This window comes from Bradyrhizobium sp. sGM-13 (assembly GCF_018398875.1).
Lineage (GTDB): Bacteria > Pseudomonadota > Alphaproteobacteria > Rhizobiales > Xanthobacteraceae > Bradyrhizobium.
Map to the genome: position 1 here is coordinate 284,001 of NZ_JAGWDK010000007.1, position 18,214 is coordinate 302,214.

10 protein-coding genes are annotated in these 18,214 nt (G+C 61.7%); 2 read left to right on the forward strand and 8 right to left on the reverse strand.

Features of this window, described 5'->3' with window-relative positions:
* Positions 1-34: 34 nt before the first annotated feature.
* Both KJQ96_RS13565 and KJQ96_RS13570 read right to left on the reverse strand, forming a co-directional pair.
* Positions 35-2,263, reverse strand: coding sequence for a CHASE2 domain-containing protein (locus KJQ96_RS13565; RefSeq protein WP_213287079.1), 2,229 nt, complete (start codon positions 2,261-2,263; stop codon positions 35-37).
* 100 nt (positions 2,264-2,363) lie between these two features.
* Positions 2,364-7,169 carry a VCBS domain-containing protein gene (locus tag KJQ96_RS13570; RefSeq protein ID WP_213287080.1) on the reverse strand — a complete coding sequence of 1,602 codons (4,806 nt, stop codon included), beginning with the start codon at positions 7,167-7,169 and terminating at the stop codon, positions 2,364-2,366.
* 672 nt (positions 7,170-7,841) lie between these two features.
* Between KJQ96_RS13570 and KJQ96_RS13575 the strand changes: the two genes are divergently transcribed.
* A complete protein-coding gene (locus KJQ96_RS13575; RefSeq protein ID WP_213287081.1) occupies positions 7,842-8,645 on the forward strand; it encodes a transglutaminase-like cysteine peptidase in 804 nt (267 codons plus the stop codon).
* A 346-nt stretch (positions 8,646-8,991) separates the two neighbouring features.
* The gene (locus KJQ96_RS13580; protein ID WP_213287144.1) at positions 8,992-11,073 is read left to right on the forward strand and encodes a PQQ-dependent dehydrogenase, methanol/ethanol family; all 2,082 of its coding nucleotides are present in this window, start codon (positions 8,992-8,994) and stop codon (positions 11,071-11,073) included.
* A gap of 120 nt (positions 11,074-11,193) precedes the next feature.
* On the opposite strand, the gene KJQ96_RS13585 is transcribed toward KJQ96_RS13580, so the two are convergent.
* From KJQ96_RS13585 to KJQ96_RS13610, 6 genes are all read right to left on the reverse strand, one after another.
* On the reverse strand, positions 11,194-12,393 hold the full coding sequence (locus tag KJQ96_RS13585; protein WP_213287082.1) for an ABC transporter substrate-binding protein: 1,200 nt from the start codon (positions 12,391-12,393) through the stop codon (positions 11,194-11,196).
* A 90-nt stretch (positions 12,394-12,483) separates the two neighbouring features.
* On the reverse strand, positions 12,484-14,322 hold the full coding sequence (locus KJQ96_RS13590) for a long-chain fatty acid--CoA ligase (protein WP_213287083.1): 1,839 nt from the start codon (positions 14,320-14,322) through the stop codon (positions 12,484-12,486).
* A 180-nt stretch (positions 14,323-14,502) separates the two neighbouring features.
* Positions 14,503-15,282, reverse strand: a complete 780-nt coding sequence (locus KJQ96_RS13595; protein ID WP_213287084.1) for an ABC transporter ATP-binding protein — start codon at positions 15,280-15,282, stop codon at positions 14,503-14,505.
* Between the two features lie 10 nt (positions 15,283-15,292).
* Positions 15,293-16,051 carry an ABC transporter ATP-binding protein gene (locus KJQ96_RS13600; RefSeq protein ID WP_028351788.1) on the reverse strand — a complete coding sequence of 253 codons (759 nt, stop codon included), beginning with the start codon at positions 16,049-16,051 and terminating at the stop codon, positions 15,293-15,295.
* On the reverse strand, positions 16,048-17,199 hold the full coding sequence (locus KJQ96_RS13605) for a branched-chain amino acid ABC transporter permease (protein ID WP_213287085.1): 1,152 nt from the start codon (positions 17,197-17,199) through the stop codon (positions 16,048-16,050). Before KJQ96_RS13605 ends, KJQ96_RS13600 begins: the two co-directional genes overlap by 4 nt.
* Positions 17,199-18,074, reverse strand: coding sequence for a branched-chain amino acid ABC transporter permease (locus tag KJQ96_RS13610; RefSeq protein WP_028351790.1), 876 nt, complete (start codon positions 18,072-18,074; stop codon positions 17,199-17,201). Before KJQ96_RS13610 ends, KJQ96_RS13605 begins: the two co-directional genes overlap by 1 nt.
* Positions 18,075-18,214 lie beyond the last annotated feature (140 nt).

The window sequence follows — 18,214 nt, forward strand, 5'->3', positions numbered from 1 at the left end:
GGGTATCGCTTCGCTCCACCCATCCTACGTTCTTTCACTTCGTCAGCAGCGCGAAGGCGCCGTTCCAGTCTTCCGGCGGCGGGTCTTCGAGGTAGCCGCGGATGCGCGCTTCGTAGAGGTTGTAGAGCAACTCCAGCGCGTTTGCCTCGTCGGTCTTGCGGCCGCGCGCGATGACCGCGAGCGCGCCGTCCCAGTCGCGGTTGCGGTAGCAGGCGAGCATCTCGATCGTCAGGTTGCGCAGGCGCTGGAAGCGGCCGGACTGCGCGGTGTCCTCGCGGCCGGCGATGGCGTAGATCACCTCCGGCTCCTTCTTGCCCTTCACCATGATGAAGTCGAGCTCGAGAATGGCAAACTTGTCCTTGACCGCGAGCGCGGTCTTGGAGCCGACAATGATCGGAAAACCATATTCTTTCGACTGCCCTTCGAGGCGCGAGGCGAGATTGACGCTGTCGCCGAACACCGAATAGTCGAAGCGCTGGTCGGAACCCATGTTGCCGACCACGCAGAGGCCGGTATTGAGCCCGATGCCGGCATTGAGCGGAATGAACGGACGTCCCTCTTGCTTGGCCTCCTGCTCGCGCGCTTGGTTGAGCTCGTCAACACGGTCCAGCATGTCGAGCGCTGCTTCGCAGGCATTGAGCTCGTGGTCCTTGTCGTCCAGCGGCGCATTCCAGAACGCCATGATGGCGTCGCCCATATATTTGTCGATGGTACCCTTGCGGTCGAGGATGGCGTTGGTTAGCGGCGTCAGGAAGCGGTTCATCAGCGCCGTGAGGCCCTGCGGGTCGTTCTTGTAGGTCTCCGAGATCGAGGTGAAGCCGCGCATATCGGAGAACATGATGGTCATCTCGCGCTCCTCGCCGCCGAGCACCAGCTTTTCCGGCGACTGCGCAAGCTGTTCGACCAAGGCCGGCGACAGATACTGGCCGAAGGCGGAGCGGATTTGGCGGCGCTGCGCCTGCTCGCGCACGAAGGCCGAAAAGATCAGCGTGAGGTAGATCGACGTGGTCGACATCAGGGGATAGGTGAAGTCGATCAGAAGGCGATGCTGGGCGTAAAAGTATGCCGACGTTCCGACCAGCACGGATGCAAACGCGCCCCCGAAGATGACCAGCGAGACCGGACCAAACAGGGGCGCAAACACAATCACGAGAAGCCCGAGCAACATCGCTGCTGCGAATTCAATGCCGATGCCATAGTTCGGCTGCGAGATCACCGCGCCGGTCAGCGCGCTTTCGAGCACCTGGGCGTGGATTTCGACCCCGGGCATGGCGCGGGACACCGGAGTGGTCTTGATGTCGTTGAGGCCGACCGCGGAGGTGCCGATCAGCACCAGCTTGCCCGCGATCATGTCGGGGGCGACGTTCTTTTCCAGCACATTGATCGCGGGGACGTAGATTGAGGCATCGTTGCGGGCATAATGGACCCAGAGCTGGCCGTTATGGTCGGTCGGGATCTGAACGCCCTTGATGCCGAGGCTCTTGATGCCGGCCTTCTCCGCCTTGATCAGGATGGTGCCGGACCCGGTGGCCACCCGAAGCATCTCGAAGGTCAGCGACGGCATGGTCTGGCCCTGCGCGAGCATGATCATCGGCACCCGCCGCACGATGCCGTCGCGTTCGGGCCTGATGGTGAACAGGCCGCGCCCGGCGGCGGCATGTTCCAGCACCGGAACGTTGCGAAGAAGGCCGGGAAATTCGAACATGAAGCGCTGCGGCTCCTCGCCCAGCATCGCGAGCCCGGTGACCGGCAGCGTCTTGTCGAGGGTCGCGATTTCCTCCGGCAGGCCCGATTCGCCGAGCACCACGCGCGATTTCCGGATGGCATCGGCGAAGATCTGGTCGTTGCTCGGCAGCGCGCGCAGCCTGGCGCGGGTTTCCTCGTCGAGATTGCGGAAGGTGTCCGCCGCCAAGGCGGGGTTGAGACGGTCGGGCTCCGGGAACACCGCGTCGAACGCGATCACGACCGCGCCGAGCTGGGTCAGTTCGGTGATGAGGTCAGCAAGCCGGGTGCGCGGCCACGGCCACTGCCCGAACTTTTCCATGCTCTTTTCGTCGATATCGACGATGGTGACCGGCCGAGCGGTCTTCTTGCGCGGGTCGATGCGCTGGAAGGCGTCAAAGGTCCTGACGCGGATTTCCTCAACCGGCGCCGGATCGGCGACGCGAAGCGCGGCAAACCCGATCAGGAGCGCAAGGCACAGCAGCCGGGCATAGCCGATGCGCCGTTTGAACCACCTGGGTAAAGCCCCTAATCGCTTCATGGCTTTCGATTGTTCGCCTAACTGCCAGCGCCACGCAAGCCGGAAGGTGGCACCGATGTCAGGAAGCTAGCGCGGCTCGGCAAGCACCATTCCAGAGGGCTTAGTGCGGCGACACGATGAAGTCGCTCGCATGCAGATTGGCCAGGACGACATTCTTGAGGATGACAGTATCGTTGGTGTCGAGTGTGAACCGAACGTCAGTAGAATTTATCTGGTTCAGCGGATTAGCTAGCCAATTACTGACAGTGGACGAGTCCACCGCGGCAAACGCCCGCAGATCGATATGGTCCCGTCCCGGCGCGAAGTTCATGATCGTATCGGTGTTGGGACTGACTTCCGGCGTGAAGACAAACTGGTCAGCGCCCTCACCACCGGTCAGCGTATCGGCATAGCCGGTCGCAAAAATGACGTCCTTGCCGGACGTGCCGTTCAAGGTGACTTCCGGGCCTGTTCCAGCGTGGTTGAAAATGAAATTGACGGTATCGGCGCCGCCAAAACTATCGGCAACCGTGAGCGTGACCATGTCGGTCTGCGGTTCCGCAGTGTCGTGGAGGTATGCGATACCGCTGTCCAGCGTCGCGTTGATTTCCTCAAAATCAAGGCCACTGCCGTTCGCCGGTGTCACACTGGTTACCGGGCTGGCACCGGTCGTCGCTGACATCGCAAACGTGGATCCGGTAGCATCGGCATCCGTGACGTAAAGGCCCGAAAAAGTCGTCGTTTCATCAACATGCTCTGTGACGACGACATCGGTTCCGATCACGGGCGCATCGTTCGCTCCCTCCACTTTCACCGTCAGCGTCGCAGTGCCAACGGCGCCGTGTACGTCCTTCGTCTGGATCGTGAACGTATCGGCATCGGTAGTGCCGGCGGCCAATTCGTTGATCGCATCGGCGTCAGGGACGTAGATGTAGTTGCCGTACTGGTCCACCGTTAGCGAACCGTACTGGCCTGAGACCGCAGAATTCGTCGCGCCCGCTGTACCAATCGCGGCATATTTCAGCGTCGTGGTTTCGCCGCTGTCCACATCGTTGCCCGCCAGCGTTCCCGTAAGGTCGCTGAAGCTGTCATCGATTGCTGTATCGACGAACGGAGCCGTAGTCACGTCGGCCAGCGTCGGCGCGTCATTGGTGCCGGTGATCACCACCGTGACGTCCTGCAGAACCGTACCACCGTGGCCGTCGGAAACCGTAACCGTATAGATTTGCGTGATGGTCTGATTCAGCGCCAGTGACTGCAGCGTCGGGTCGTTGTTGTCGAGCGTAAAGGTCCAGCCCAGCGAAGCGGTATTAACAGTGTCGTCGTTGACCTCGTTCACCATCGTGAGCGCGAATGCTCCGATCTTCGCCGCGCCCGGACCGGTGCCCTCGGCAAACCCCGGCAGATCGGCGCTGGCATCCGACGATTTCAATGCGAAGCTGGCGGTGTGGGTGTCGATCAGATCGATATCTTGAAACGCGATCGTGCCCGACGTCCCAATTTTGCCGGAAACGACGCCGGTATCTTCGGCGACGCCCCCGCTCGCGGTGGTCGCTGCCCCCGCGACGATGGTCGGCGCGTCGTTGGTACCGGTGATGGTGACGGTGACGTCCTGCAGAACCGTACCACCGTGGCCGTCGGAAACCGTAACCGTATAGATTTGCGTGATGGTCTGGTTCAGCGCCAGTGACTGCAGCGTCGGGTCGTTGTTGTCGAGCGTAAAGGTCCAGCCCAGCGAAGCGGTATTGACAGTGTCGTCGTTGACCTCGTTCGCCATCGTGAGCGCGAATGCTCCGATCTTCGCCGCACCCGGACCGTTGCCCTCGGCAAACCCCGGCAGATCGGCGCTGGCATCCGACGACTTCAATGCGAAGGCGGCGGTGTGGGTGTCGATCAGATCGACGTCCCTAAACGCGATCGTGCCCGACGTCCCGATGTTGCCGGAAACGAGGCCGGTATCTTCGGTGACGCCCCCGCTCGCGGTGGTCGCCGCCCCCGCGACGATGGTCGGTGCGTCGTTGGTGCCGGTGATGGTGACGGTGACGTCCTGCAGAACCGTACCACCGTGGCCGTCGGAAACCGTAACCGTATAGATTTGCGTGATGGTCTGGTTCAGCGCCAGTGACTGCAGCGTCAGGTCGTTGTTGTCGAGCGTAAAGGTCCAGCCCAGCGAAGCTGTATTGACCGTGTCGTCGTTGACCTCGTTCACCATCGTGAGCGCGAATGCTCCGATCTTCGCCGCACCCGGACCGTTGCCCTCGGCAAACCCCGGCAGATCGGCGCTGGCATCCGACGACTTCAATGCGAAGGCGGCGGTGTGGGTATCGATTAGATCGACGTCCCTAAACGCGATCGTGCCCGACGTCCCGATGTTGCCGGAAACGACGCCGATATCTTCGGTGACGCCCCCGCTCGCGGTGGTCGCCGCCCCCGCGACGATGGTCGGCGCATCGTTGTTACCCGTAATGGTGACCGTGACGTCCTGCGTAACGGTTCCGCCGTGGTGATCATCGAAGGTGACGGCGTAGACTTGAGTGATGGTTTGCCCGACCGCCAGCGACTGCAGCACTGGATCGTTGTTGTTAAGCGCGAAGCTCCAGCCGATCGAGCCAATAGTGGTGACGCCGGGATTCTCGCTCACCGATGTGAGTGCGAATGTCCCGATCGCGCTGAGTGGCGCCGCCTCTGAATAGCCCGGCAGATTGGCATTGGCATTGGACGATTTGAGAACAAAAGTCGCGGCGTGGGTGTCGGTCAGGTCGAGGTCCTGGAACGTGACGGTGCCGCCGGCGACCAGCGTTGGCGCTTCATCCTCCGTCACCGCGCCAGTGGCTGTGGTCAAATTGTCAACGATCGTCGGAACGTCGTTGGTTCCGATGACCACGACTTCCCCGCCATGGATCGACACGGTGACCGGCGTCGAGATGATGCCACCGTGACCATCGTCGACCCGCGCGACATAGTTGAGGTTCAGCGTTTCGCCGTCGGCGATGAAGTCGAACGCGCTGTCGGCAATGCTGTAGGTCCACATCGCCGAGCCGTTATGGCTGTTTCCGGCCGCCTGCACCACTGTCAGCGGCACCAGGACGGCCTGAATTGCCGCCATCTGCTCCGCCGTCAGCGCCTCGGTGACGTCGTTGTCTTGCGCATCATAGTAGCGGAACGGATCAGTGGCCGAGATCGCCACGCTGACGACGGGACGGTCGGTCAGGTCGACATCGCCGAAGGTGACGGTGCCGGACACGGTATTGATCGCCGTATTGCCGGTGCCGATCCGCTCCGTGATCTGGCCGCCGGTCGCGGAGATCGTCGGCTTGTCGTTGGTGCCGGTGACGACGATCGTAAACGGCACAAATGTCGTCTCGTTGAACGGCGCGTAGTTGTTGTCGACCCGCGCCATGTAGGTCAGTTTCAGCGTCTCGCCGGCGGCGAGGAAGTCGAACGCGCCGTCGGCGATGTTGTAGGTCCAGGTCGCCGTGCCGAAATTCTTGCCGTTGGGATCCTGCACTACGGACAGCGGCACTTCGACTGCTTTGATCGCCGCTTGCTGCTGCGCCGTCAGCGTGGCGGTGACGTCGGCGCCCTGCGCGTTCTGATAGGCGAAGGAAGAAAACTGCGTACTGACGCTCGGAGTATCGCCGGGATTGATGTCAAGGTAGTTGACGCTGCCGGAGATGCTGTCAAGCGCGGAGCTGGCGGTCACATCGATCCGTTCGCTGACCGTACCGCCGAACGCCGCGGCCTGCGGCGGCCCGGGAATGTGCACGAGCCTGGGGGGCGGTCCCGGATCCACGGGGGGAGTAGCCCCGCTCGGGATGTTGAGTAGCTGAAGCGTCACGGGAATGAACTCCCCGCCGGCCAGCTTGACGAACAATGTTTCCGGAATGATCGAATCGGTAAAATTGGTAGTGAGCTTGGTGTTCGGGTTGTTCAGGTCGGTGAACTTCAGCGAGAACACGTCGCTGATGATCTTCTGCGCGTCGGGCGATAGCTGCACCGACGATTGAAAGCTGACCGTGCCCTGCCCATTGATGATCGTCTGCGTGCCGGCCCGGTTGACGGTCGCGATCGGCGTCAGCGTGGTTTTGTCGAACAGGATGTAGGAGCCGGTGGTGCCGTCGGGCTCGACCAGCACCTGGAATTTCGCGGGCGGCGCGATACCCGAGCCGGGCACTTCGAAGTCGATCTCGACCAGCACCGCGGTGCCGCGGATGCCCATGGTCGCGACCGGGGTGTCGACCTTCATGTCGCCTTTCTTGGCGGTGGCGCCGGCGACGAACGAGATCGTGCCCTGCACCAGGCTGAGCAGCGACTTGTTGTCCGACCCGTCGGGGTCGTAGACCATCTCGTTCAGCACCATCCGGGCGTTCGATGCGAGACCGAACACGGTGCCGTCGATGAAGGTGATGCCGAGCGTCGAATCGGAGCCGGACTGGACGACGTCGCCTTTATGGACGGTTTCGCCCTGGTTCAGGATGATCGAGACGCCGTTGCGGATCGCGGTCGCATTCCCCGTCAGCTTGGTAACATGCCCGATCACAGGCGGCGCGACGCTGGGACTGCCGTCCGCTTGCGCGAACTGGGTGTACCCGCTCAGCGCGTTGACGATGTCGCCGGTGAGATGGGCGCCATCGGGCGAGGCCAGCGCAGCGCGCTTCTCGCCCTTGAAGTAATCGCGCAGCACGACCTCGCGGTCGCTGCTACTGAGGATCAGGTCGACGCCCGACCGCTTGAAATGGCCGCTGAAGAGCAGATGGGCATCAGGAACAATTATGGCGTCGGACGGCGCATGTGTCGAAACTTTGTCGACATGGAGCTTGCCGTGGGAAGGAAGATGGCCGTGCGATGACAGCAGAGGCCCAGAGCCAATATCCGCGCCGGAAAAAGGGGCGAGGTCGCCCGATCCGAATTTGCCGGCGTAGTTCAATGGAACACCAATCTAAATGGTTAAGAAGTATGAAATTTCCCTGCGGGGTTTTCATACCACGCAGGTAAGGAACACAAAAGCAGGCATGCCGCGAATACCCTCGATATGGGGTATGTCGGCAACAGGACCGAAAAGGTCCGGAAAAAGTGTCCGGCGAAAGTATGGCAAGGAAAAGGCCGGAACTTACTCGGACTGATCGAAAAATGGGCACGGCCTCCCACGGCATAAAGATAAGCAGTCATAATCATTTATCGCTGCCGCGGCGCTGCGAATGCCGCTTCCTAGTCGTCTTAAGACCGATCACCTCGCGGATGCATTCGAAGCCGTCATCGCCTTCAAGACGTCCGAGACGGGTTACAATCGCGCACCGAGCGATCCCGTGGGTAAGGTTAATTCGGTGACCTGTGACCCTTCCGCAACCCGTAAACTTTTGCGCCGTGTCCGCCTCCTGTCTCGGATGGCCAAGCGGCCCCGATGAGCGCCGATCTGAGTGGATCGATAAAATCCTCTGCAAACCGGCAAGGCCGCGTTCACGCTGCTTGGCAAACTTCCGATAGGCCTCCCCTAGATTTAAACGGATCAAAAGCACCGTTGCGCATCCTGCCCGTTCTGAAATGATCCGGGTACGAGCAGGCAGAGCAGGCCCGCCGATGCCCGGACAAGGGGTGTCAGATGGGGTTGGCAGTCTATGCACGCGCATGGCGTGCGGGCATCGTCGCGTGCGGCCTGGCCTGGTTCGGGCCAGCCGGCCTGCGCGCGGAGACGGGCGAGCTATCCGCGCCGGTGGAGATGATCCAGCGATCGGCCGAACCGTTCGGACTTGCCGCATCTTCCCTCACCGGCGGCGGACTGCGCGACAAATGGCTTGGCGTGCAGCGCCGGCTCGACGACGAAATGGTGCAGCTTGCGCTCTGCGAAGGCGACCGTGACGGCTGCGTGTCTCCGGCCGCGCTGAAATTCCTCGATATTGTCGACGCCGCGCGCTTGCGCGAAGGCCGCGCGCGGCTCGGCGAAATCAACCGAGCCGTCAATCTCGCCATCCGGCCGATGCGCGATCTCGCCCAGCACGGCCAGATCGACGTCTGGACGCCGCCGCTCGCAACGTTCGCGCGCGGCGGCGGCGACTGCGAGGATTATGCGATTGCGAAATTCATAGCCTTGCGCCGCGCCGGCCTCGCGCCCGACGATCTCAGGATCGTGGTGCTGCACGATACCATCCGCGGCGAGGACCATGCGGTGGCTGCCGCGCGGCTGGAGGGGCGCTGGCTGACGCTCGATAACCGCGGCATGGCGATGATCGAGGACGTCGACGTCAGAAACTTTCGGCCGACATTCGTCATCGGCCAGCACGGCGTGATGCGATATGCCGATGCTCCGCTGCTCGCCGATGCCTCTGGCAGTACGCTTGCGGCTCCGCTTGTCGTGAGCTCTCTGGCCGCTCCGCCGACCGGTCATTCGAACGTGCCAATGGAATGACGGCGCGCAATTGTTGCGCGGCGACGGCAGGCAACAATCTGCTTTCCTTATCTGATCTTTCCTGCCTCACGGCCAATGGTGCGCTGCAGCCGGCGTGCCAGCTTGCATTCGTTCAGTGAAAGCGCTCGCTCAAAACACGCGAGACAAGTTTTCTCTTTTGGTTTCGCGCATCGCGTTGATTGACGCGATCCTTCTCACCGGCATAGCATTCCACCAGATCCGCTAGAGATCACTGGGAGGGAATGAGATGACACGTTTGCCGCGCGTTGATTCCGCTTGCCTTTTATTTTCTGAAATTGCCGTTACTTCCCGTCGGCCGGCGCGCCTTGCGCAGGCCGTGATCGCAATGGGGCTGGGCCTGACGCTGGGCTGCAGCACAGCCCTTGCGCAGACACCCGCCAAGGGATCGCCCGAGCATATCAAAGCGGTTACTTCGGCGGTCGACGGCGCATCGATCAAGGCCAACACCGCGACCTCGAACGACTGGCCGACCATCGGCCTCGACTACGCCGAGACGCGCTTTTCCAAACTCAACCAGATCAACGCCGACAACGTGAAGAAGCTCGGACTGGTGTGGAGCTATCCGCTGGAATCCTCCCGCGGCGTCGAGGCGACGCCGGTCGTTGTCGACGGCGTCATGTATCAGACCGCGTCCTGGAGCGTGGTGCACGCCATCGATGCCCGCACCGGCAAGCGGCTCTGGACGTACGATCCGAAGGTCGATCGCACAAAGGGTTACAAAGGCTGCTGCGACGTGGTCAATCGCGGCGTCGCGCTCTGGAAAGGCAAGGTGTTCGTCGGCGTCTATGACGGGCGGCTGATCGCGCTCGATGCCGTCACCGGCACAGTGGTTTGGGAAAAGGACACGCTGATCGACAAGGAGCATTCCTACACCATCACCGGCGCGCCGCGCGTGTTCAACGGCAAGGTCGTGATCGGCAATGGCGGCGCGGAATACGGCGCCCGCGGCTACGTCACCGCTTACGACGCCGAAACCGGCAACCAGGCCTGGCGCTGGTTCACGGTGCCGGGCGATCCGTCAAAACCGTTCGAAGATGAATCAATGGCGGCTGCCGCCAAGACTTGGGACCCCGCCGGCAAATACTGGATCAACGGCGGCGGCGGAACGGCGTGGGATACCATCACCTTCGATCCAGACCTCAACCTCGTCTATATCGGCACCGGCAACGGCTCACCGTGGAATCGGGATGTGCGCAGCCCGTCCGGCGGCGACAACCTCTATCTGGCCTCGCTCGTCGCGCTGAACGCCGACACCGGAAAATACGTCTGGCACTATCAGGAGACGCCCGGCGACCACTGGGACTACACCTCCACCCAACCGATGATCCTCGCCGATCTCACCATCGATGGCACGCCGCGCAAGGTGATCCTGCATGCGCCGAAGAATGGCTTCTTCTTCGTCGTCGACCGCACCAATGGCAAGTTCATCTCGGCCAAGAACTTCGTCGATGTGAACTGGGCGACTGGCTACGACGCCAACGGCCGGCCGATCGAGGTGAAGGAGGCGCGCGGGAGGGAACAGTATGACAGCATCCCGGGCCCATACGGCGCCCATAACTGGCATCCGATGTCGTTCAACCCGCAGACCGGCCTCGTCTATCTGCCGGCGCAGAACATTCCGGTGAACCTCACGCCGGAAACAGCGTTCAAGCACAACGCACAGGAGCCCGGCAAATTCGCTTCCGCGGCGGGCTGGAACGTCGGCTTCATGCTCAACGCGACACCGCCGAAGAGCGCGCCATTCGGCCGCCTGCTCGCCTGGGATCCGGTGAAGCAGAAGGAAGCCTGGCGCGCGGAGTATGTGGCGCCGTGGAACGGCGGCACCCTCACCACTGCGGGCAACCTCGTTTTCCAGGGCACTGCGGACGGCCGCTTCATCGCCTACAACGCCACGACGGGCGAAAAGCTCTGGGAGACGCCGGTCGGTACCGGCGTGGTCGCGGCCGCCTCGACCTATCTGGTCGACGGCAAGCAGTATGTCTCGATCGCGGTCGGCTGGGGCGGCGTGTTCGGAATTGCCGCCCGCGCCACCGAGTTGCAGAGCCCGGGTACCGTCTACACGTTCGCGCTCGACGGCAAAGCGCCACCGCCGGCCTTCGTGAAGTACCAGACCGAAGGCCTGCTCGCCGGCGTCAAGTACGATCCGAAGGACGTTCCCGAAGGCACTGCGCTCTATGTCACCGCCTGCGCGCAATGCCATGGCGTGCCGGGCGTCGACAAGGGCGGCAATGTCAGGAACCTCGGCTACGTTTCCAAGGAGACCATCGAGAACCTGAAGAACTTTGTGTTCAAGGGTCCGTTCCGCGATCAGGGCATGCCCGACTTCACCGGCAAGCTGACCGAAGCCGACGTAGTGAAGATCCAGGCCTTCATCCAAGGCACTGCGGACGCGATAAGGCCGAAGTGACGAAGTGATCCCGGGATGGTGCGCAAGCACCAGACCTCAGATGCGCAAATAGGGAGGGCTGCGCGAGATGATCGCGCAGCCCTCTGTCGTTGAAGCCCTGCCGTTAGAGCGAAGCGCCCCTCAGAACATCAGGCCTTCCTTGATCAGCACCCAGCGGCCGTTCTTGATCTGCTGGACCTGGGTGATCGTGGTGGCGAGATGATCAGTCTTGGAGAACTTGGTCGGCGGCGAATTGAAGATGTCACGGAACTGCTCGCCTGACTCCAGTGCGTCGAGCATCTTCTGCCCGCTCAGATCCTTGCCCGCCTTGTTGGCATAGAAGGCAAAGGTCTGGACGGCGTTGTAGCCGATGATCGCCTGGGTGTTGGCGTCGGTGCCAAACATCTTCTTATAGTTGGTCAGCCACTCCTTGACCTTGCCCTTGGCGGTGTCCTCGTACGGGATTTCGAAGCCGGAGGCTGCATAGAGACCTTCGACCGCTTCCTTGCCGAGGGCCGGCACTTCAAGCACGTTGACAGGCGTGGCGCCGAGGAAGGTCACGTCCCATCCGAGCTTCTTGGCTTCGCTCATCGCGCCGATGGTCTCGCGGATGACGGTGCCGAGCACGACCATGTCGCAGCCGTCGGATTTCATCTTGGCGATCTGCGCGCTGAAGTCGGAAGCGCCGCGCTTGTAGCTCGTGACAGAAGCCGGCTCCAGCTTCATCGCCTTGACCTGCTGCGTGAAGCCATCAAGCACGTTCTTCCCGTACTCGTCGTCCTGATGCAGGATGCAGGGCTTCTTGAAACCCTTGGTCTCCAGCATGTACTTGACGGCGGCGCGGGTGCTCTCGACGTAAGGCAGCAGGTTGTTGAACTTCAACCTTTCCTGCGGCTTCGCCGGATCGAACTTGAAGGTGAATTCGGCCGCCGTCAGCGGGAAGAGCTGCATGACACCGGCGTCGAACAGGATGTCCTGCGCGGCGAGCACGGTGGGCGAGCCCATCGGACCGACCATGGCGAACACCTTGTCGCGCTCGACCATCTTTTGCGACGCCAGCACGGCGCGTTTCGGATCGTAGCCGCTGTCTTCAATGACCAGCTTGATCTTGCGGCCGTGGATGCCGCCCGCGGCGTTGATCTCCTCCACGGCCATCTTCATGCCGTTGGATACCGGCACGCCCCAGAACTTGATCGGCCCGGACAGGTCCTGATGGGTACCGATGACGATCTCATTGGCCGAGATGCCTTGATCGGTAACCTTGGTTTGGGCTGCGGCCGGCAATTGGGTCAGCGCAAGGGCGCTCACCGCAAGGCCCAGCACCTTGAACGATTTCGACATTGCAGTCTCCTCTTCCTTGGCCCGTGTTGCGCGAAGGGTGGGCCTTCTCAGTCCTTCGCCGTTTTCAAATACTTGGTTCCAAATCTCCGCCTACGCCACCGCCCGTTCGCGATACATGGCGTCGATCTCGGCGGCGTAGCGCTTATTCACGAAGCTGCGCTTCAGCTTCATGGTCGGCGTCAGTTCCTCGTCCTCGGGAGTCAACTGACGCTCGATGAGGTAGAACTTCTTGATGGTTTCGACGCGCGCGAAGTTGGCGTTGACCGCCTCGATCTCACGCTGGATCAAGTCCTGGATCTCCTGCGCACGGCACAGGCTGGCATAATTAGTGAAGGGAATATCGTGGTCCTGCGCGTATTTCTCGACATTCTCCTGGTCGATCATGACGAGGCAGGTCAAATACGGCCGCTTGTCGCCGATCACCACGGCGTCCGAAACGTAAGGCGAGAATTTTAGCTGGTTCTCGATCTCCGACGGCGTGATGTTCTTGCCGCCCGAGGTGATGATGATGTCCTTCATCCGGTCGGTGATCTTGACGAAGCCTTCATTGTCGATCGAACCGACGTCGCCGGTGTGCAGCCATCCCTTGGCGTCGATGGTCTCGGCGGTCTTCTCGGGCTGGTTCAGATAGCCCATGAACAGGAAGTCGCCGCGGATCAGGATTTCGCCCTGCGGCGAGATCGCAACCTCGCCCCACGGCGCGGCCTTGCCGACCGACCCGAGCTTGATGCGATCGGGCGGCATGATGGTCGCGACACCGCAATTCTCGGTCTGGCCGTAGACTTCGCGCATGTCGAGGCCGAGCGCGAGATACCAGCGGATCAGGTCCGGCGCGATCGGGGCCGCGCCGGTAAAGGCCAGCCGGCACCGGTCGAGCCCGAGCATGCGGCGGATGTTGCGGAACACCAGCCAATAGGCGACGCGGTTGGCCAGCCGCAAGGACAGTGGCGGCGTATCGCCCTGCAGCTTGTATTCGGTCATCCGATTGCCGATGGCGAGCGCGTTGCGGTACATCCAGTTCTGGAACGTGGTCGCATCCTTCAGCGCGATCGTGATTCCGGAATAAAACTTTTCCCAAATTCTCGGCACCGCAAGGAAGGCGGTCGGCTGCACCTCGCGCAGATTGTCCGGCACGGTCTCCGGGCTTTCGGCGAAATTCATCACCGATCCCAGCGCCAGCGAGACGTAATAGCCGCCGATCCGCTCGGCGACGTGGCAGAGCGGCAAGAACACCAGCCGTTCCTCGGAATCAGTCGACGGAAACAGGTCGTTGGCGTGGCGCATCTGGTGCGTCACGCTGCGGTTGGAATGCATGGCGCCCTTGGGTGGGCCGGTGGTGCCCGAGGTGTAGACAAGGATAGCGAGATCGCCTGTGCTGCGGCTTGCGATCATCTCGTCCCACAGCGCCTCGTTGCCCTGCGCGTGGTTGCGACCGAGCGCCATGAATTCGGCCAGCGACAACACCATCGGGTCGCTGAAACCGGTCAGGCCTTCCATGTCGAACACGACGATCTTCTGCAGCGTCGGGCAACGCGAACGGCAGGCGAGTATCTTGTCGAGCTGTTCCTCGTCCTCAGCGAAGATCACCTTGGTCGAGGAATCTTTGATCAAGTATTCAACCTGCGACGAGGAGTCGGTTGGGTAGATGCCGGATGAAACGCCGCCGGCGCAGAGGATGCCCATGTCGGCATAGACCCATTCCGGCACGGCGTTGGCGATGATCGAGGCGACGTCCCCGGGCCGGAACCCGCTGGCATGCAGACCATAGGCCACGTCCTTGGATATCTGCAGCCATTCGCGCCAACTGGTCGGCTGCCAGATGCCGAACTTCTTCTCGCGGATCGCCGGCCGGTCGCCGCGTGTTTCCACGGACAGCAAGAAGCTCTTCGCGATCGTGTCGGCGACCGTCAGCACTGCCGGTCTGGCCATCCGCATCTCCTCCCTCTGTCGCCTGCCTCCGGTGCCGGTGTTCAAACCGGTCTTGGTTTTCGAAGCAGGCTCGAATTTAGCTCTAACTCGTTCTTAACGCCATGCTTTTGACTGCGACGGTTAACGCCAGATATTCTAACGCCAGGTCTTCTGACGCCAAGTCTTCTAACGCCAAGTCTTCTAACGCCACGTCTTCTTCTTCTTCCAGCGCCGTTCGCCGCGGGCGCCCTCTTCCTTGGCGCCGAGATAGAATTCCTGGATATCCTTTGAATTCATCAGCCGCTCGCAGGTGTCGTTCATCACGACTCGACCAATTTCCAGCACGTAGCCGTAATGCGCGGTCTCCAGCGCTACCTTGGCATTCTGCTCGACCAACAGGATCGACATGCCCTGCTCCTCGTTGACGCGCTTGATGATGGCGAAGATCTCCTTCACCAGGATCGGCGACAGGCCGAGCGAGGGCTCGTCCAAAAGTAGTAGGGTCGGCCGGTTCATCAGCGCCCGCCCGATCGCCAGCATCTGCTGCTCGCCGCCGGAAAGCTGCCCGGCCGGCTGGTTGATGCGTTCCTTCAGTCGCGGGAAATAGCCGTAGACGCGCTCGAGGTCTTCGGCGACGCCGGCCCGGTCCTTGCGCGGGTAGGCGCCCATCATCAGATTTTCGCGTACCGAGAGGAACGGAAACACCTCGCGCCCCTCCGGCACGTGGCTCAAGCCCAGCCGAACGATCTTGTCGGCTTCCATGCGCTGGATCGGCTTGCCCAGAAACTCGATCGAGCCTTTTTGCGGATCGAGAATACCGGAGATGGTCTTGAGCACGGTGGTCTTGCCGGCGCCGTTGGCGCCGAGCAGGGTAACGATGCGGCCGCGCGGCACCTCCAGGCTGATGCCGCGGATGGCCATGATCGGCCCGTAATAGCTCTCGATATTGCTGAGCTTGAGGATGATGTCGGAAGCGCTCATGGCATCATCCTCATGCGCCGAGATAGGCGGCGACGACGTCGGGATGGCGCTGCACCTCAGACGGCGAGCCCATCGCGAGCACGCGACCGTAGTTGAGCGCAATCACACGGTCGGAGACGCGGTTGACCAGCGTCATGTCGTGCTCGACCATCAAGACGGTGATGCCAAGCTCGGTCTTCATATCGCGGATCCAGAACGACATGTCCTCGGTCTCCTCGACATTGAGCCCGGAGGACGGCTCGTCGAGCAGGATCAGCTTCGGCTCGGAGCACAGCGCGCGCGCCAGCTCGATCACCTTGCGGACGCCGTAAGGCAGCCCCGAGATCAGCTTGTCGCGATAGGCTTCGAGATCGAGGAATTCGATCACCTGCTCGACGCGGCGGCGATGCATCTTTTCGCCGGCGCGCACGCTCGGCAGGAACAGCAATTCCTGCCAGAGCCGCGTGGTGGAGTGGCGGTGCCGGCCGACCAACAGATTGCTCAGCATGGTCGCATTCTCGAACAATTCGATGTTCTGGAAGGTGCGGGCGATGCCGAGGCCTGCGATATCGTAGGCCGGCTGATTGGTAATATCCTGGTCCTCGAAGAAGATCCTGCCCGAGGTCGGCGGATAAATCCGCGAGATCAGGTTGAAGATTGAACTCTTGCCGGCGCCGTTCGGGCCGATGATCGAGAGTATCTCGCCCTTCTCCACAGCGAAGCTGACGGAATCGACAGCTTTGAGGCCGCCGAAGTGCAGAGACAGGTTTTCGGCACGGAAATAGCTCATCGGTTCCGCTCCGATTTCACGTAGATCTTCTGGCGTTTGAAGGTAGCGCGCTTGTAGAGCGGGAAGAGCTGGAAGAAGAGTTTTATCTTCAGCCAGCGGCCGTAGAGACCGAGCGGCTCGAACAGCACGAACAGCACGATGATCACCCCGTAGATGGCGCCCTTCAGGCCGTTGGCGGACGCAATGGCGGCGACGTTGCCGTGAATTTTCCCGGCCGTGATGCTGTCGGCGCCAAAGGTCGCTGCGATTCCGGCGATGATGCCGGGCAGGTCGTCCTTCAGGTATGTCAGGAACGGATCGATCATGACCAGAAAGATTGCGCCTAACACCGCGCCATGCAGGCTGAAGGCGCCGCCGATCAGGATCACGATGATGAACTCGATCGAGAGCTGCAGCGTGAACATTTCCGGCGAGATGAAGGAGAGCTTGTGCGCGAACAGCACGCCGGCGAGACCTGTGATCGCCGCGCTGATCGCAAACGACTTCACCTTGTAGAGCGACACATTGACGCCCATGCTGCGCGCCGCGGTTTCGCTGTCGCGGATCGCGACGAAGGCGCGTCCTGTCGGCGAGCGCAGCAGATTGAGCGTGCCCACGATGGTGAGGATCAGTACGGCAAGACAGAGATAGTAGAAGGTCGGGCCGTTTTGCGGCACCGCCTGCCCGAACAGGCTCAGCGTCTTGACCCGCATGCCCTCATTGCCGTGGGTTACGCTTTCCCAACGCGCCAGCACCTCTTCAACGATGAAGGCGAAGGAAATTGTCGCGATGACGAGATAGATGCCCGTCAGCCGCAGCGCCGGGAATCCGACCAGCGCGCCGACCACGCCGGTCAACAGGCCGCCGGCCAGGAAATAGACCGGAAACGGCACGTTGAACTGCTGCAGATAGGCCGCCGTGTAAGCGCCGATCGCCAGAAAGGCGGCGTGCCCGAGTGAGGCCTGCCCGGTGAAGCCGGTGAGAATCATCAGTCCCACGCCGACCGTTGCATAGATGCAGACGAACACCAGTTGGCTGACGAGGTAGCTGGAAAGCACGAAGGGCGCGATCAGGAGAAACGCCAGCAGGATACCGTAGGAAACGACGTAGCCGCTGTGCGGAAACAGTTTGATGTCGTCTTCGTAATCCGTCTTGAAGAGAAAACGCATTAGACCTTCTTCCGCATGTGAACACCGAACAGGCCTTCGGGCTTGAGCAGCAGCACCACCAGAAGGACGATGTAGGGCGCGACGTCTTTCCAGCCCTGCGGCAGGTAGAAGCCGGCCATGCTCTCGATCACGCCGATCAGCACGCCTCCGACCACGGCACCCGGAATCGAGCCGAAGCCGCCGAGCACGGCGGCGGGAAATGCTTTCAGACCCAGCACCAGTCCGACATTGGAGTGAATGAAGGTGATCGGCGCCAGCAGCACGCCGGCTGCGGTCGCGACCGCCGCAGCGATCGCCCACACGATCGACACCACGCGCTTGACCGGAATGCCCATGTAGTAGGCAGCCAGCATATTCTCCGAACTGGCGCGCATCGCGGTGCCGAGCGTGGTACGGTTGAAGAATAGGTACAACAGCGCGCAGAGGATGATGGTGGCGGCGATCACCGACAGCTTGTCGTATGCCAGCACCAGCGAGCCGATTCGCAGCACGCCGTCGCTGAACGGCGTCTCGATCTTGAAATCGTCGGTGCCCCAGATCATGCCGACCACGGAGCGCAGGAAATATCCGAGCCCGATCGTCGCCATGATGATGGAAAACTGCGGATAGCCGAGAATCGGGCGCACGACGACGCGTTCGGCCAACATGCCGAACAGGGCCATGGCGATGACGGCACCGGCGAATCCGAGCCAGTAATTGAGACCAAGCATGCCGATGAATGTGAAGGCGAAGAATCCGCCCAGCATCATCAAATCGCCCTGGGCGAAATTGACGACCTCGGTTGCCTTGTAAATGAGCACAAAACCGAGCGCGATCAGGCCATAGACGCAGCCGAGCGCGATGCCACTCACGAGCTGCTGAACGAAGTCCAGCATCATTTCCCTCCCCGATGCCGGGCGATTCTGTCGATCGCCTCTTTCGCATCTTGTGTCTACACGCTGCCCCGCATCCACGATGCCTGCAGCCGCATATGTCCCGCTGCATTGAGCCCAAAGCGCCGACCGCTGTCAACAAA

Bases quoted from the DNA above. Each gene is read 5' to 3' on its own strand.
- KJQ96_RS13575 (WP_213287081.1), top strand. From the start codon at position 7,842: ATGGGGTTGGCAGTCTATGCACGCGCATGGCGTGCGGGCATCGTCGCG.
- KJQ96_RS13600 (WP_028351788.1), bottom strand. From the start codon at position 16,051: ATGAGCTATTTCCGTGCCGAAAACCTGTCTCTGCACTTCGGCGGCCTC.
- KJQ96_RS13580 (WP_213287144.1), top strand. From the start codon at position 8,992: ATGGGGCTGGGCCTGACGCTGGGCTGCAGCACAGCCCTTGCGCAGACA.
- KJQ96_RS13590 (WP_213287083.1), bottom strand. From the start codon at position 14,322: ATGGCCAGACCGGCAGTGCTGACGGTCGCCGACACGATCGCGAAGAGC.
- KJQ96_RS13605 (WP_213287085.1), bottom strand. From the start codon at position 17,199: ATGCGTTTTCTCTTCAAGACGGATTACGAAGACGACATCAAACTGTTT.
- KJQ96_RS13595 (WP_213287084.1), bottom strand. From the start codon at position 15,282: ATGAGCGCTTCCGACATCATCCTCAAGCTCAGCAATATCGAGAGCTAT.
- KJQ96_RS13610 (WP_028351790.1), bottom strand. From the start codon at position 18,074: ATGCTGGACTTCGTTCAGCAGCTCGTGAGTGGCATCGCGCTCGGCTGC.
- KJQ96_RS13585 (WP_213287082.1), bottom strand. From the start codon at position 12,393: ATGTCGAAATCGTTCAAGGTGCTGGGCCTTGCGGTGAGCGCCCTTGCG.
- KJQ96_RS13565 (WP_213287079.1), bottom strand. From the start codon at position 2,263: ATGAAGCGATTAGGGGCTTTACCCAGGTGGTTCAAACGGCGCATCGGC.